Here is a 14,877-nt window from a genome sequence, read left to right on the forward strand (position 1 = left end):
GGGGTGGGCGTTCACAGCAGGCGGGCCCCTCCGGCGAAGCCGTCGTCCCAGAGCGCTTCGGAGCGCACTTGGGTGCCGGGGCGGGGGGCGTTGATCATCTGTCCGTTTCCGAGGTAGATGGCGACGTGGTGGATGGTGGAGTCGCGGGTGGGGTCGTAGGCGAAGAAGACGAGGTCGCCGGGGCTCAGGGCCTGGATTCCCGCGGAGGCGGGGATGCGGCGGCCTTTGCCGGCTTGCTGGGAGGCGGTGCGGGGCAGGGTGATGCCGGCCTGGGCGTAGGCGTAGAGGGTGAGGCCGGAGCAGTCGAAGCCGCGGATGTGGGCGCCGCTCTTTCCGCTGGGTGAGCAGCAGATGCCGGTGCTGGGGCCGTGGGCGTTGCCGCCGCCCCAGGAGTAGGGGGTGCCGGTCTGGGCGAGGGCGGCGTTGATGACGGTGCGGGCATTGCCGGTGGCGGGTTGGCCGATGGGGATGGTGCCGGTGGAGAGCTGGCTGTAGCGGTCGATCCAGCCGAGGACGTCGTCGACGTAGGCGGTAGAGTGGTTGTACTGGTAGATCGCGGCGCGGAGTTGGGTGCGGTCGTTGAGGTCGCGGCCGTTGCCGCAGAGGTAGACGGCGGCGCCGAGGGCTGCGTCGTCGGCGTTGTGCGGGTCGATGGTCCGGTCGTCGTTGGCGTCGCGGCCGGAGCTCGTCCAGGTGGAGGGCAGGAACTGGAAGGGGCCGACCGCGCGCTCGCTGGTGGCGGTGCCGTCCCAGCGGCCGCCGTCGGTGTCGGGGAAGGCGGTGTGGTTGCCGCCGGCGCCGGAGCCGTCGAGGACGGGGCCGAGGATCCGCGGGGTGATGTCGCCCTGGGCGGTGATGGTGCGGCCTGCGGCGTGGTTGGACTCGATGCGGGCGATCCCGGCGAGTACGGCCCAGCGCATGCCCTTGCAGGAGGGCACTTCACGCGGGAGGCGGGTGGCGGCGTTCTGGTAGGCGGTGAGCATCCGCTGCGGGATACCGGCGACCTGGCCCACCGTCTCCAGAGCGGGAGTCGGTGCCGGGCGGGCGGTGACAGTCACGACGAGCAGGACCGGGGCGGCGAGCATGGCCAGGAGGATGGTGCCGCAGCCGATGCGGCGCTTCACTCCGCACCTCCGGCGTGGTCACGGCCGCCGTACTCCTCGCGCCAGGTCTCGCGCCAGGTCCGCGGTGCACCGTCCGGTCCGGCCGTGGCAGCGGCATCCGTAGGGCTCTGGGCGGTGGGGGTGTTGGTCCTCTCAGGGCGGGGTGCCTGGCCGGCGCGGGGTGCCCCGGTCGAGGCGGCCCGGTAGGAGCGGTGGTCCTCGGCATGGGGACGGTGCCCCTCGCTGCGCCGGGGGGTGAAGGCGGCAGCGGTGTCACCGGCCCAGCGGTCGGCGACTCGCTGGTAGTGGGTGCGCTGGAGCCCGAGCTCGGTGTTCAGATCCCGTGACATCTCGTCGCCGAAGCGGCGCAGTCGGGTCCAGGTGGCGGGCAGTCCGACGGTCGAGTAGAACGCGGTCTTCGTGGTGCCGACCAGGACCCGGCCGGCCCGGGTGCGGCGGAGCGAGGCCTCCAGACGGCTTCCGGCCGGTACGAGCGGCGGGCGGGGCGTCCCCTCCCTCTCGGCCCTGGATGAGGTGGAAGAAGGGCTGCCGGGTGCGGCGGTGGGGGAAGCAGTTGTGGCGCTGGTATTCCCGGAGGCGTTTGGGGTGTTGTGCGGCAGAACCAGTCCGTCGGGGCCCACGGGTTCGGGCTGGATCGGGGGCCGCTTCGGCCCGATGAGGGCGGTGTGTGCGGCGCGCAGGCCAAGAGCGAGCGGCGCGATGGCGTGCCGGCCTTCTGCGACAGCCGCGGCCACCAGCATCCCGCCAGGCCCGCCGGTCCCCTCCATGAAGCCGGCCAGTGTGCCCGTACGTCCCCCGCGGCTGAGGAGGGAGGCGTGGGCCGGGGAGCCGACAGCGCCGCTGTAGCCGAGGGAGGAGAAGGCGGCGGCGGTCGCGGCGGTGTTCTCGTTCATGGTGTGACTGCCGCCGATGCGGGAGAAACGCATGCGGCTGGCGAAGGTCTGGCCGGTGCGCTGGGCGCTGCGTTTCATCAGGCGGTGGCCGATCAGCGCGGCAACGGCGACGCCGTCGAGGAGGAAGAGACGTTCCAGCAGGGGGGTGCCGTTGTCGGCGAGCAGGGCGCGGGCGATGAGGCCGAAGAGGGGGATGGCGATGGCGACGCCGAGGAGGGTGAGCAGGCAGGCGGCCAGTGATCCCAGCCATCGCCACAGGACGGCCCGGTTGGGTCCGGGCAGCAGCGCCCAGGCGAAGACGATGCCGCTGCCGATCGCGGCGATGACGCAGCCGATCTGGGCGGCGATCAGGGCCATGGCCATGGCCAGGACGAGGAGGAAGATGACGATCGCGGCGATCAGGACGAGGGCGGCGCCGATCACTCGGTCCCAGGAGCCGCGGCCCATGTAGGCGGTGACGGCCTTGCCTTCGTCGCCGAGTTTGTCGAACTTGCCCGTGGCGTCCTGCTCTCCGCGCAGGCAGAGCTCCCTGGCGAGGCCCGTGACGCGGTTGCAGTGGCTGTCGGGGTCGGGGGTGGGCTTGTCCGTCGTCTTGGTGACGAGGTTCTTGTGGACCGGGTAGAGGGGGCTGTCCTTCTCGATCGTCCGCCCGTACTGCAGGAGCATGTAGGGCTGGACGACGAGGGTGTCGGTGAGGGTCTGGGTGATCGGCTGCGACACCGCGGCCGCGTTCAGGGGGCGTTCGCCGCTCAGGCAGGTCTCGCGGGCAGGGCCTGTGACGCTGTCGCATTGCTTCGTACGGTCCGTCTTGGATGAGGACGCTGGAGGCTTGGTCTTCGCCTGGTTGCGCAGGCATGCTTCCTTTGCGGGGCCGGTGACCAGGGCACACGGGCCGGTGTCACGGCTGCCTGCGGTGCTGCCGGCGTTGGTGGTGATGGTCGCCGCCTCCAGCGCGGCGCGCTGGGTCTGCTGGACTGGTCCGTCGTAGCCGAGGAGGACGGTGGGGCGGACAACGGCGGTGGCGGCGAACGCGGAGATGAGCAGGGTCAGGAGGATCTCGCCGGCGCCGCGGGCGACGCGGCCGCGCATGACGAGGACCAGGCCGAAGACGAACGCCCAGGCGATGAGCATGCCGGCCAGGCCGAGAGGGCGGAGGATGTTCGTCTCGTAGGCGTCGGAGACCTTCTGCGCGGGGCCGGTGAGCTTGTCGATGACCGGGAACTTGTAGGCCCAGTCGACAAGCCAGCAGGCCAGGCCCGTGACGGTACGGGCGCCGGCGAAGAGGCCGGAGGCCAGCATCATCTGGACGGATTCGAGGACGCCGCCGCCGTTCACCGTGCCGGGTACCGAGACCCCTGCGGTCGGGTCGCCGCTGACCAGGTCGTAGTGGTCGAGGGGTGCGCCCTCGGAGGTCTGGACGTTCAACGGGTCGAGCAGGCCCCCGCCCGGGTCGGCGGCGAGAGCGGTGCCCGCGCCGGCCACCGCCCACAACAGGACGGTCAGGCCCGCGACGGCGGCGGCGTGGCGGCCGCGCCCCGGCGTCATCGGGTCGCCGTTTCACGGCGCCGGACCGCGACCGTGGCGAGGGCCGCGACGGGGACGAGCAGGAGCAGCGCAGTGGGGGTGAGCGCGCGCTTCTGAGCCGATGAGGCCTGGGGGCCGCCTCGAAGGCAGTACTCCCGTGCCGGTCCGACGATCCGCGCGCACGTGTCGGCGACTTGGCCGGTCGCCGGTGTGGTGTGGGTGGCGGGGGTGCTCGCGAAGGCGTCAGCGGTGTGCGGCCACCAGCCGGCCGGCGCGGCGGTGGTCACGAGGGTCAGCGCGGCCACGAGTGCGGCACACACCGCGAGTCCTGCGAGCAGGGCGCCGACGCGCTGGGCGAGGGGGCGGTGGAAGGTGTTGCTCATCGCGGGCTCCCGGCGGTCGTGGCGGACAGGGTCGTGGGGGTGGTGTAGATGCCGTGGGTGATGCGGTGAATGTCGGGGACGAGGACCTTGAAGCGGCCGATGCTCATGCGGGGGTCGCGGGCGAGGAATTCGCCGGCTCGGTCCTTCTTTCCGAACGGCGACAGGTCGGTGGTGACCATGCGCAGGAGTTCCTCGTCGGTGCCGTCCAGGCCCAGCCATTGAAGGCCGCGTGCGGCCAGGACCGGGTCCGCGGTGCGGGCGAGGAAGCGGTAGGCGAGCAGGCCGCGGGTGGTGGGGGTGCCGAGTTCGTCGACGTCGTGGCAGCCGAGCCCGACGCCGGCACCGTGCTTGCGGCCGTCGTAGACGATCTCGTCGATCAGCGCCTGGCCCTCGGCGGAGGAGGTCAGCCAGTAGACCTCGTCGAGAGGCAGGAGGGTGAAGCGCGGATCGGTGAACGCGGCCTCGCGGGCGAGCGCGGCGATCAGGTAGAGAACGGCCCGGCCGATGAGCGCTTCCAGGGGCTGGCTGCGCAGCAGTTCGGGGTTGGTGGCCGCCTCCTTCGGGGGCAGGGTCAGGCCGGTGGTGGTGATGACCACGAAGTCCGAGGAGACCTCAGAGAGCAGGTCGAGCGGGGGAAGATCGGGGTCGAAGACGGCTGCGGCGAGTGGTTCGTCGGCGGCCACTTGCAGCCATTCGACCAGCGCGTGCGCGCGCTGGCCGCGCGGGCTGTCGTCACGGGCCATCTGCTTCAGGGCGTCCAGTACCCCGGCCATGCAGGGGGAGGGTGAAGCGGCGGCCTGCTTCACGGCGGCCTTGAGCAGCGCGCCGTGTTCGGTCATCGGGCCGACACCGAGCTGGAGCATGAGGTAACTGAGTGCGTAGCGGGCGCCGACGGCGGGGTCGGGGAAGACGCGCAGGGGGTCGATGGACAGCTCTGCCTGGGCGGCGTCGACGACCTGACAGCGGCCGGCGGCCGCGGTACGGGCGAAGCGGGCCCATTCGCGGGACTTGGTGCGGTCGATGGCGATGCACCGGCCTCCACGGTCGACGATCGAGCTGGCGATGAGCTTGGCCAGGGTCGACTTGCCACCGCCCAGATCGCCGGCGAGCGCGAAGGAGGCGCTCGCGTTGCGGACGGGCGCGTCGGCGATGTCGAGGAGGGTCGGGCAGACGGTGCCGACGTCCTGGGAGAAGCCGATCATGGCGCCGGTCGGGTCGCCGAAGGTGTGCCCTGTGAACGCGCCGTGCATCGCCCAGTCCTCGCCCAGCTGGTACTGGACGTACTGGCGGGTGGCGGGCGGCGTGGGCGCGGCCGGGAGGCCGAGGGTGAAGAGCTGTTCCTGTCCGCCGATGGGACGGACCAGGCGGTAGTTCGCGCTGCGCAGCCGGGTCTGGAGCGCGCCTGCCCGCTTGTCGCATTCTCCTGGTGTGGTGCCCCATACCGTCATGGCGGTGACCGCCTGGACCTCGACCTCCACGCTCGTACGCGACACTCGGATACCGAGGTCGCCCAGGTCGTCCGCGGCGTCGCGCAGGTCTTCGGGCAGGCCCGTCGCCCGCCGGGCGGCGTACTGGTCGGCCTGGTCGACCAGGTCCCGCTTCTTCTTCGTGACCGCCGCGAGGACCTTCTCGGCCTCGACCAGGGTCATGTCGACGACCCAGTCGACACCGAACGGCATCCGGTCGAGTTCGGCGAAGAAGTCACCGCCGGCGGCGGTGAAGCGCCGGGGCATCTCCGCGAGCGCCAGGTGCGCCTGGTAGGAGGTGCCGGCCTCGGAATCGATCTGAAGCCACCGGCGGCCGACCATCATCCCGGCCCTCCGCGCACGGCTGCCGCCACTCCCCCGACGGGTGCTCTTGGCGTCCTGGTGGTCGCCGCCTTCCAGGAGCCGCACCTGACCGAGGTCGGCATGCGACGGCGCGCGAAGTTCTCCTTGCACGAAGTGGCTGCCCCGCATGGGCGAGTGCTCGGCCTGACCGAGGAGTTCACCGTCCAGGCCCCGGGCGACGGCATGCTGGTACATCCACACGATCTCCGCCGGGAGCGCCCGCCGGAGCGGAAGGCTGCCGTCGAACTCCGCCTCCAGCTGCTCGACCCGCGCCCGGCAGGCGGCGGTCTCGCGGCCTGTGACCGGCGCGGGGGCGAGGCCGAGGATGCCCGAGAGCTCTGCCCACGCCGATGCCGCCGCCGTCGTCCACTGCGCCTTGGCGCCGGTCTGCTCCAGCGGCACGGTGAGCCACAGGGTCCGGCGGTGCATCTCCACCGGCGAGGCCAGGTCCTCTCCGGCCAGCAGCCGCAGGCGCTCCTGGGCGACTTCCGCCCACGCCTCGTGCCGCCGGTAGTCGACGCCCTCCACGGTCTTCGCGACGACCTCAGCGGGATCCAGCCGGGCACATAGCCCGTACAGGCGGGCGGTGCCGGGCAGGGAGCGGACCAGGGCCGTGGCCTGGGAGATGAGCTCGTCGCGGGTGCGGTCGTCCATGTAGCGGGATCCGCCCGGGGTGAGAGACCAGATCGCCCAGGCAGTGCCGGTGGTGGACCACACAACGTTGTCGACGATGTGGCGGATGGGGAGCTTCATCGTGCGGCTGCCTTCTGTCGCTCGCGCAGCAACTGCTGCAGCGGGGTGGGGGCCGGGCTCCCGCCCCGGATCGAAGGCCGGGGGCGGGTGCGGGAACCGGATGTGGTGGCCGTGGCCGCAGAGGTGGGGTGGTCTACGGGCGCAGGGGCCGAGGTGTGCTCGATCAGGAACGTCCCGGTGAGCGACGTCGGCCGGGCAACGCGGGCGGTACGTCCACCGATCCGTCCGGTGGGGGGCTGGAGCGCCCGCTGGAGAACGCCGTAGGCGATCCACAGCGGGGCCCGGCCGGCGATCCGGTTGGCCCGGGCCGCCCACACGGCAACCCCCAGCGCGACGACCGGGATCGGGCCGAGCGGCCCTGCCCACCACGAGAAGGTCTTGATGAGCAGGAACACCCCGGCGGCGGCGATGATCAGCTGGGGCGCGTTGTACGGGCCGAGCCACAGGACGAAGTCGCCGACCTTGCCGAGTACCCAGGGAAACAGGCGGGCCCGGGTGTAAGTACGGCCGACCCGGGCCGGGGCAGTGGCGGTCATGCGGTCCGCTCGCCCTCAGCTCCCTGCCGACCCGTCCCAGCGTGCACGGGCCCCATGGAGTGGGAGGCCGGATCCGAGGTGGTGACGTCGGTCAGCTCCTCCTTGAAGGCATCGGAGAGCTCGGTACGGGCGTTGTAGATACCCAGGCAGATCACCAGGGCGATCACGGCGCCGATGGCGGCCTTCAGGCTCATCTTCGTGACGACCGTGATGACGACGGCCGCGAGGATGAAAAGCTTCAGAGCGCGTTCGGCCCAGCTCTCTCCCATACCGAAGAGGTGATTGCCGATGTCCTCGAACGCGGCGGCCATCACGACGGCGTTGTCGACGGAGTTCATAGGGTGTCTCGCTTTCAGGAGGCGGGTGTCCGACCCGGCGCAGCCGAGTCGGTGGAACGGGAGGAAGAGGCAGAGGGCGGCGGCGGACCGTCGGACGGCGCGCCGAGGCCGGTATCGAGCGAGGCGACCTCCCAGCGGCCGGCACGGGCTGTCAGGGAGAGTGCGTACGACAGCGGCCACTTGCGGCCCGCGGTGTCGGTCGCGGTCACCTCTGCGCGGACACGAACAGGGGCGCCGTCCCTGCCGCGTTCCTGGCCGTCCGTGCGACGGTCGGCCAGGAGCTGGTCGACCTCGACCGCGATGTAGCCGCCGGCCTCGGGGCGGGTCAGGGTCACCTCAGGTGCGAGGTAGCGGTCTGCGCCGCCTTCCGCGCCCAGGAACGCTGTCAGGAACCCGCTCACGCTGTCTGCGAGCGGACCGTCCTCGACGGCCCTCCCGTACGGGGAGGAGGGCATCTGCCCGGCGGCCGGACCGGCGACCTCCATCGGCGCCCCGGCCGCGGCGAAGCCCATCGCGTCTGACTTGCCCGGCCTCTGGAGGACGACGGGGATCGTGAAGTACCGCAGCCCGGCGGCGCTCTCGCGCTCGGGCGTCTCGGCGGCCTCCGTGATCTGGGCGGCGACGGTGACCGACCAGCCGGGGTTCTGCCGCACGGTCCGCACTGCGGCGAGCCGCTCGACGGTCACCGCCTTCTGCCCCCACTGCGGGATCCGTACCGACGGCGCGAGCACGCGCAGCTGCCGGGCCGACGCACCGTTCACGTCCGACCCGGCGCCCAGCCACAAGCCGAGAACGAGCTCGGCGTACCCGGCCGGGCCGCTCTCGATCGTGGTCTCCGGTTGAACGGTCCGGGTCACGGTGGCGGACCGCTCAACGGCTGCCGGGGCAGGGCGGCCGCAGCTCGCGAGGAGCGCGACGGGCCCGGCGGCGAGCGCCGCCCACACTCCGAACCGGGTCACAGCCGCACGCCGGACACGTAGGACGGAGGTCTTGCGGACTGCCCGGTCCCCGGCCGGGGCAGAGGGCGCGCGCCGGTCGCGGCGCGGCGGGGAGAGTGGCATCTGTGCCTCCTCGAAGAGCTCGTCTGGGTCGATGCCTCACTCTTCGACTGGGTGCTCACCGTGCCGTTGACCATCCGGACCACCAAGTCGTCACGAGGCCATAACTCCTCATGGTCAGTGGCTTGGTACGTAGCCGCTGAACTGCTGGTAAGCGTGGTGGTAAGTCAGCTCTGGTGGTCTCGGGCCCCACTTACCACGGCAGGACAAGGCGCACTCGTGCTGGCGCTCGCAACGAGGTGTTCAAGGCGGTGGTCCTGGTCCTGGACGAGGTCTGGGTCTTCGAGCGGCACGAGATCGTCGTGCGCCACCCGAGGTTGGCCGGCCGCTACGGCTTCCGTGATCCGCTCGACCACTACTTGGAGATCCTGCGGACCAAGCCCGGCGCTCTGGAGCCACCGGCCTTGCCGCGGCCCGCGAGAACGGGCTGTTCACCCCGGTCCACGACGCGTTCTGGGCGGTTGCCCGCGAGGCTAGGGGACGGGCGGAAGGCACCCGGGCCCTGATCGACGTCCTCCTTCTGCACCGCCGACTGCCCGGCGAAGCTGTGATCGCGGGGATGAACGCGGTTCTCCAGGCCGGTTCCTCGTCGCGATCGAGGCCCGCAAGGCCGTCGCCGCCGGCGGCGGACCTCCGCCCGTCGTGATCAGCCCGCCCGCGACTGCCACTGCCGCCGAGGACGGGCCCGAAGACCAGGACATCGTCGCTGCGCGGGTGATCTCGCTGCCCGCACGTCGTCCTGAACTGCCGCCGGCAACCCGGCCGGAACACTCGTTGGCTGCCTACGGCCAGTTGCTCTCTATCCAACCGAAAGGCTCAGCATGACGCAGAGCACCTCCTCCGCCCCCGCGACCACGGGGCGGTGGGGCTCCTTCGGCCTGCCCGCTCAGCGCGGGGCCGACCCGTCGGCCACGATCGACGCGGCCTGCCGGAGCCTGGGCCTGTCCACGGTCCATGGCCGCTGGGAGGAGTTCGCGGCCCAGGCCCTGCGCGAGCACGCGTCCTACGCGGACTTCCTGGCCGAGCTGCTGGAGAGCGAGTGCGAGGACCGGGACGAGCGGCGCAAGTTCCGGTAGGTCAAGGAGGCGGGCTTCCCCAGAAACAAGCGGATCGAGGACTTCGACTTCTCGAAGAACCCCAACGTCCCGCCCGAGGTCATCAACACCCTCGCCCAGCCCGCCTGGGTACAGGCCGGCAACCCGCTCTGCCTGATCGGCGACTCCGGCACTGGCAAGTCCCATCCTTCTGGTTGGGCTCGGCACCGCGATCGCGGAGGCAGGCTCACGCGTCCGCTACACGACCGCAGCGAACTTGGTGAACGAGCTGGCCGAGGCCGCCAGCGACAAGCAGCTGGGCCGCACGATCAAGAAGTACGGCAGGGTGGACCTTCTCTGCCTGGACGAGCTCGGCTACGTCAAGCTCGACCGGCACGGCGCCGAGCTGCTGTTCCAGATCTTCACCGAGCGCGAGGAACGGCACGCGATCGCGATCGCTTCGAACAGGCCGTTCACCGAGTGGGACCAGACCTTCACCGACAAGCGGCTCAGCCAGGCCATCGTCGACCGGCTCACCTTCGAGGCCCACATCATCCAGACCCGCACCCAGTCCTTCCGCCTCGCCAGCACCACCGCCAAGCGGCAGGCTGCCGCCGCCTGACCGATCCCCGGAGCGAATGATCCGTCTCAACGAACTTCGACCACCTGCCGCTGGCCAGTCAGCTGCGGCCCGGGCCGCGGACGGCTGGCCGACCCGACACCGGTCCGGCCCGGTCCGGTCCGGGATGGTACGCCGATCAGGGTCGGCCGGGGTCGGCGCCGAACAGGGGATCGAGCGGATCGCCCTCGTATCCGACGACGAGGCAGGCCGTTGCGACCGGTCCCCGCGAGAGTTCCACGAGCCGGGCCAGGGCTGCCGCCTCGGACGGAAGTGCGGCTGGATCGAGACCGAGCGCCCAGGCCGCTCGGTCGCGTCGTCGGGCGAGCTCGGGCAGCTCCTCCCGGTACTCGTCGGCGACCGTCTGGAGTTCCTCGGCCGTCCGTCCGGGAGCATCCCGCCACCACGGTGCCACGAGACACAGCCGCACCATTTCCGGCAGTCCGACGGCGAGCGGTCCGGCCTCACCGTCGAGGCTCACATACACCACTGGACGTTCCTCTCCGCCCTCGCCGACGAAGCAGTACGCGTCCCCTGAGCCTGCCCGCGCGAACTGCTCCAGCCGGGGCCCCGGAGGCAAGCCGAACCCCGTCCTCCAGCTCGAAGTCGGCCGGTTCTGTCGCGTCGAGGTCTGCGACCCCGGCAAAGAAGGCAACAACGTCTTCGTTGGTGCCCCGGATAGACAACAACGTGTCGGGCTGGGCAGGCACGTCAGGGGCGACTGGTGCATTTGATCCATTCACCGGCCAACGGTGACTGGATCCCCTGACATCGGCCGCAGCCCACCCGTCACGGGCTGTCGCAAAGACAACGCGCCCGCCCGTTCGCATGCCTGTCAGGGGACGCGCCCGGGCAGGCTCCGTGGACCACACGCTACCGGTCACCGACCCGCGTCTCTCGCACACCGCTCGCTCCACCCCGGGACAGCCCTGGGACCTCACCCAAACGAGGGGTGGGGCCACCAGAACCCGTTCCAGTGGGGCCAAAACAACCCGTCGAAAACAGACACAGTTACCACGACCCGTTTCACTGATGAGGCCCATCCACCTGGCAGTCCTGGAGGGAGTACAACTCACAGAGCTGTCAGCTTCTGTGGAGTGACGCTGCGGCCTCCAGGCGTACAGTGCAGCGGCAGTCCTGCCGGAGGATGGCCTGGATGGCGGAGCGTGGGGGCGCGTCGGGGAGGAATCGGGCCAACGTATGACGGACGGGGAGGGCGGGATCGTGGGCGAATTGGTGGCCGAGGTCGGTCAGATCCGGTCGGTCGGTGACGTGGCACCACAGGCGGGTGGCCAGGGCGCGGACCCACGCCGATGGGTGTCCTGACAGGCTCGGGATCAGTGGGATGAGGCTTTCGCGGGGCAGGGTGTCGAGGTCGTGTGTGATGCGACGGTCGATGTCCTTGCTGTGGTGGGCCAGCAAAGGCAGAGCTGCGGTCTTGACGGGGTCTCCATGCCGCGCTGAGGCCTGCGTACCGCAGGGTGCTCGGGCCGCTGTCGAAGCGGAATCGCTCGTAGGGGTGGATGGTGTTGTGGTCGTCTGCGTCGCGGTCATCCAGGAGCCCTCTGAGTGCGTCCATGGCGGTTGTCAGGAGCTGCGAGCGGCGCTGAGGGGTTAGTCGCGCGGCCAGGGGCTTGAGTGCGTATAGAGCATCCTGGCGGACGTAGGCGGTGTTCGTGTGTTCTCGGGCCTGGCGATCCAGGGCTTCCGCGAGAGCGTCACAGTCTGAGGATGTCAGCAGGTGACCTGCCAGCATTGCGGTGCGGGGCAGGTTTGCGGCCGCAGGCAGCGGAGCGGCACCTGGCTTTTGGAGCGTGGCGTCCAGCAGTGACTATGCGAGGGGCGGGCCTCGTCAGCGGTTGCGCCGGCCAGGACGAGGGCGAGGGCTGCGACCACTCCCCCGTTGCTGGCGGCGGCACTGCAGCGTTCGGCAACGACACTGGGTGACAGTTTGAGAACGTCTCCCGCTGCCAGGATGGCCTGCGACATCGTGTAGTTGGCGAGCATCGCCTGGCATGCCCTGTCGACTGCTTCGATGCGTTCCGGGCCGGTGTGGTGTCGGGCGATGGCAAGGAGGATCCGCGCGTCGGGGTCGCCGACTCTGGGGTCTGTTGTCGTTCCTGTCGCGTGCCACTGCTCGGTGAGGGCCAGGAACCGGCGGGCTTGCTCGGTGGTGAAGGCAGGGGCTGCTGCTGCGAGCAGTCCGCTGGCTTCCTCGTGAACGTACGGCAAATCGGGCCGGATGGTCGTGAGGCTGGAGATCTCTTGCATGGCCAGGTCTGCCCAGGCACGGACCTGCGAGTCGGGCATCAGGTCGGCCGCGATGCGGGCGCTGAGGAAGGTGCTCTTGCGTTTCCATCGGGGCAGGTCCGCCCAGTCGCGTGGCACGGGCAGGTCGAGCGGTTCTTCGGGTAGACGTCTGCTCAGCTCCTTGAGGAGCTTGCCGTTGCCGGCCGCGGTGAAGTGGCTGGCTGCCTGGCTGAACAGCTCGTGCTCCAGGTGCAGGCGTCCGAACAGTTCATGGGCTTCGCGTTCGGTCGACCAGCTCGCTGATGCCACGCTGTGACGCAGGTACTGCGTCAGCGCCTGGCGACGTTCGGCAGGGTGAACCCGGTTCGCGAGACGTCCAAGGGTCCGTTCACGGACCGCTGCCGTGGTGCCCATGACGCTGCCCCGACTAGCTGCTCGCAGAACTCTGGGGACTGCTGTGGCCGTCACGCTGCCGCAGTCACCCTTCACCAACTGGCTGCCGACAACGACCAGGTGGTGTCCAGGGAGGTCGCGCCCGCAGATGATGTGGTTAGGAACTTCACCGACGATCTCCCATCCAGGCTATGGGGAGGGCAGGGACGTCGGTCGTCAGCCGGCTCGGTCAGCGCTGCGGGGGCGGTTACGCGCCCAGCACCGGAGATCCCCCCTGCGGTACAGGAGTTCCGTTCCTCTCTTTCCGCGCGCTTCCGGGAACTCGGGGTCGTTGGCGCGGGCCCATCGAAGGGCGGCGAGTGAGACGCCAGCCAGTCCCAACTGTGCCTCGCGCAGCCCGATGAACTGATCCTCCAGGGACGGTGTCCCCGCCTCGTTGACGTCGTTCCGTACCTGAGGCGGGTGGTCGGCGGAGGCTTGTAAGAGGACCGGTTTGCGCAGCCTGACCGGCTCTTCACAGCCCGGGGCCCCCGCCATGGCCCAGGCCCGGGCCTCGGTCTCGGAGAGGTTGAGGACCTGCGTCTCGCGGGCGGTGCCGCCGAGGACGACTTGGACACGGCCCGGGTGGCGGGTGGGTTTCGGTGCCGGGTGGACTTCGGGGACGAGCATCTTCCAGGCGTTGAGGGTGTAGCGGACGAGGATGCGAGTGGAGAAGTTCTCGCGCATCTCGGGGCCGCCGAGGGCGCGTGCGGTGGCGGACTGCGCGACGAGCAGGACGTGCAGGCGTACCTGCCGGCCCATGAAGAGGATCTCGGCGAGCGCGTCGATCGCGGGTGAGGTCTTGGGGTCGCAGCTTCCTCGGGTCTTGTCCCAGTGGCGTTTGAGCTGGGCCATGGTCGCGTTGATCTCTTCGAGGAGGATCACGATGCGGGGGCCGACCCGTTCGGGCTCGCTGGTGAGGACGTCGTCGCCGAGCTCTTCGGCGAGGCGGATGCGGCGCTGCCCCTCCTGGCGCAGGTGAATGAGCGCGTCGTGGATGTCGGCGATGTCACGGCAGTAGTGCACGCTGGGGACGCCGCGGGCCCAAATGTGGCTGATGCGCTTGAAGTCGAGGATGAAGGCCTCGGCGCCGTTGTGCAGGAACTGGCTGGCGATCGTCCGCAGGATGGTGGACTTGCCACCGCCGGTGCCAGCGGAGATCAGCACGTGCGGCGAGTCGTGGTCCAGGTCGACGGAGACGGTCTTGCCACCCGCGCCCAGGCCGATGAGGGGCGCGGACTCGGGAGCGGACGCGAGGAGATCTGAGACCCCGGGATCGGCCAGGCCGAGCGAGGTCGGCGGCCGGTCCTTCTTCCGGACGAGGAGATGCGGGTCGCGGCCGGCCGGATGCCAGGAGAAGGACACGTTCTGCAGGGCGAGCTTCTGCTTGATCACTTCGGCGATGTGGTCCCTGTTGAAGCCGAGGTGCGGCGGGAGATCGATCCGGATCCGCGCTTCGTCGTCGGCGAAGTCGACGGGCACGTGCAGGTAGCTGTCGGGGTCGGTGTACTCGGAGATGCCGAGCGGCCCGGCAAGCGCCTCGTGCAGCGGCCTCACCCACTCCTCCCGCAACTCTCGTCGCTCCCGGCCCCTGACCCGAATCGCGACACCGCTCGCGGCTGCGGCGAGCGCGGCGACGGGGGTCGCGTACGTGAGGGCCGCGGTAGCAGCCTCCGGGTCGTACAGATACCCGTACGCTCCCCCGGCGGCTGCCGCAAGCGACACGACACGGACAGCAAGCCGTTGCCAACCGGCCCGGTACGACGCACGGCGCACCGGCCCCACGGCGTCCTTCATCACGACGCGCCGTCCGGGTCGCCAGAACGTCGCATCCGTACGCCGTACCCCGTCCAGGTCCTGCCCCATAAGGAAGTGCCCGGCGGCTTCCACCAGGTTGTCGATGGCCTCATCGAGGCCTTGAAAGGACGGGGCGGACATCAGTTGCACCTCGAACGACTCGGCGACCGGCGGACCCCTCAGGCTTCGGTAAGGACCTCACCACCACACTCACCACAAGCGCCGTGGTGCCGTCTCGGATGGGTAACGACCTGCGCCGTGGCGTGGTAAGTCGCAGCCGCTCAGCCGATGGTGACGAAGGAGGCGA

10 protein-coding genes and 1 pseudogene are annotated in these 14,877 nt (G+C 70.5%); 1 reads left to right on the forward strand and 10 read right to left on the reverse strand.

The features are described 5' to 3' along the window. Window positions 1-11: 11 nt before the first annotated feature. The 7 genes from ACZ7G1_RS26400 to ACZ7G1_RS26430 are packed head-to-tail and all read right to left on the reverse strand — an operon-like array spanning window position 12 to window position 8,339. The gene (locus ACZ7G1_RS26400) at window positions 12-1,124 is read right to left on the reverse strand and encodes a C40 family peptidase (protein WP_470880305.1); all 1,113 of its coding nucleotides are present in this window, start codon (window positions 1,122-1,124) and stop codon (window positions 12-14) included. Next, window positions 1,121-3,562 (reverse strand): hypothetical protein, encoded by a 2,442-nt coding sequence (locus tag ACZ7G1_RS26405; protein ID WP_470880304.1) that lies wholly within the window; start codon window positions 3,560-3,562, stop codon window positions 1,121-1,123. Before ACZ7G1_RS26405 ends, ACZ7G1_RS26400 begins: the two co-directional genes overlap by 4 nt. After that, entirely contained in the window at window positions 3,559-3,924 is a 366-nt protein-coding gene (locus tag ACZ7G1_RS26410; RefSeq protein ID WP_470880303.1) for a hypothetical protein, read from the reverse strand. Before ACZ7G1_RS26410 ends, ACZ7G1_RS26405 begins: the two co-directional genes overlap by 4 nt. Further along, window positions 3,921-6,506, reverse strand: coding sequence for an ATP-binding protein (locus ACZ7G1_RS26415; RefSeq protein ID WP_470880302.1), 2,586 nt, complete (start codon window positions 6,504-6,506; stop codon window positions 3,921-3,923). The genes ACZ7G1_RS26410 and ACZ7G1_RS26415 overlap by 4 nt, the downstream gene beginning before the upstream one ends. Beyond that, window positions 6,503-7,042, reverse strand: coding sequence for a hypothetical protein (locus ACZ7G1_RS26420; RefSeq protein WP_470880301.1), 540 nt, complete (start codon window positions 7,040-7,042; stop codon window positions 6,503-6,505). The genes ACZ7G1_RS26415 and ACZ7G1_RS26420 overlap by 4 nt, the downstream gene beginning before the upstream one ends. Continuing rightward, complete coding sequence (locus tag ACZ7G1_RS26425; protein ID WP_470880299.1) at window positions 7,039-7,380, reverse strand: hypothetical protein; 342 nt, start codon at window positions 7,378-7,380, stop codon at window positions 7,039-7,041. The genes ACZ7G1_RS26420 and ACZ7G1_RS26425 overlap by 4 nt, the downstream gene beginning before the upstream one ends. A 14-nt stretch (window positions 7,381-7,394) precedes the next feature. Beyond that, window positions 7,395-8,339: a hypothetical protein gene (locus ACZ7G1_RS26430; RefSeq protein WP_470880298.1), complete on the reverse strand. Its 945-nt coding sequence runs from the start codon at window positions 8,337-8,339 to the stop codon at window positions 7,395-7,397. A 920-nt stretch (window positions 8,340-9,259) separates the two neighbouring features. Between ACZ7G1_RS26430 and istB the strand changes: the two are divergent. Further along, a pseudogene (gene istB, locus ACZ7G1_RS26435) lies at window positions 9,260-10,094 on the forward strand (IS21-like element helper ATPase IstB). 136 nt (window positions 10,095-10,230) lie between these two features. On the opposite strand, the gene ACZ7G1_RS26440 reads toward istB, so the two are convergent. From ACZ7G1_RS26440 to ACZ7G1_RS26450, 3 genes are all read right to left on the reverse strand, one after another. Beyond that, window positions 10,231-10,581: a hypothetical protein gene (locus tag ACZ7G1_RS26440; protein WP_470880296.1), complete on the reverse strand. Its 351-nt coding sequence runs from the start codon at window positions 10,579-10,581 to the stop codon at window positions 10,231-10,233. Between the two features lie 1,244 nt (window positions 10,582-11,825). Beyond that, a complete protein-coding gene (locus ACZ7G1_RS26445) occupies window positions 11,826-12,755 on the reverse strand; it encodes a hypothetical protein (protein ID WP_470880295.1) in 930 nt (309 codons plus the stop codon). 195 nt (window positions 12,756-12,950) lie between these two features. Beyond that, window positions 12,951-14,711, reverse strand: a complete 1,761-nt coding sequence (locus tag ACZ7G1_RS26450) for a helicase HerA domain-containing protein (protein ID WP_470880293.1) — start codon at window positions 14,709-14,711, stop codon at window positions 12,951-12,953. Window positions 14,712-14,877 lie beyond the last annotated feature (166 nt).

Source organism: Streptomyces sp. NPDC037273 (assembly GCF_055603625.1).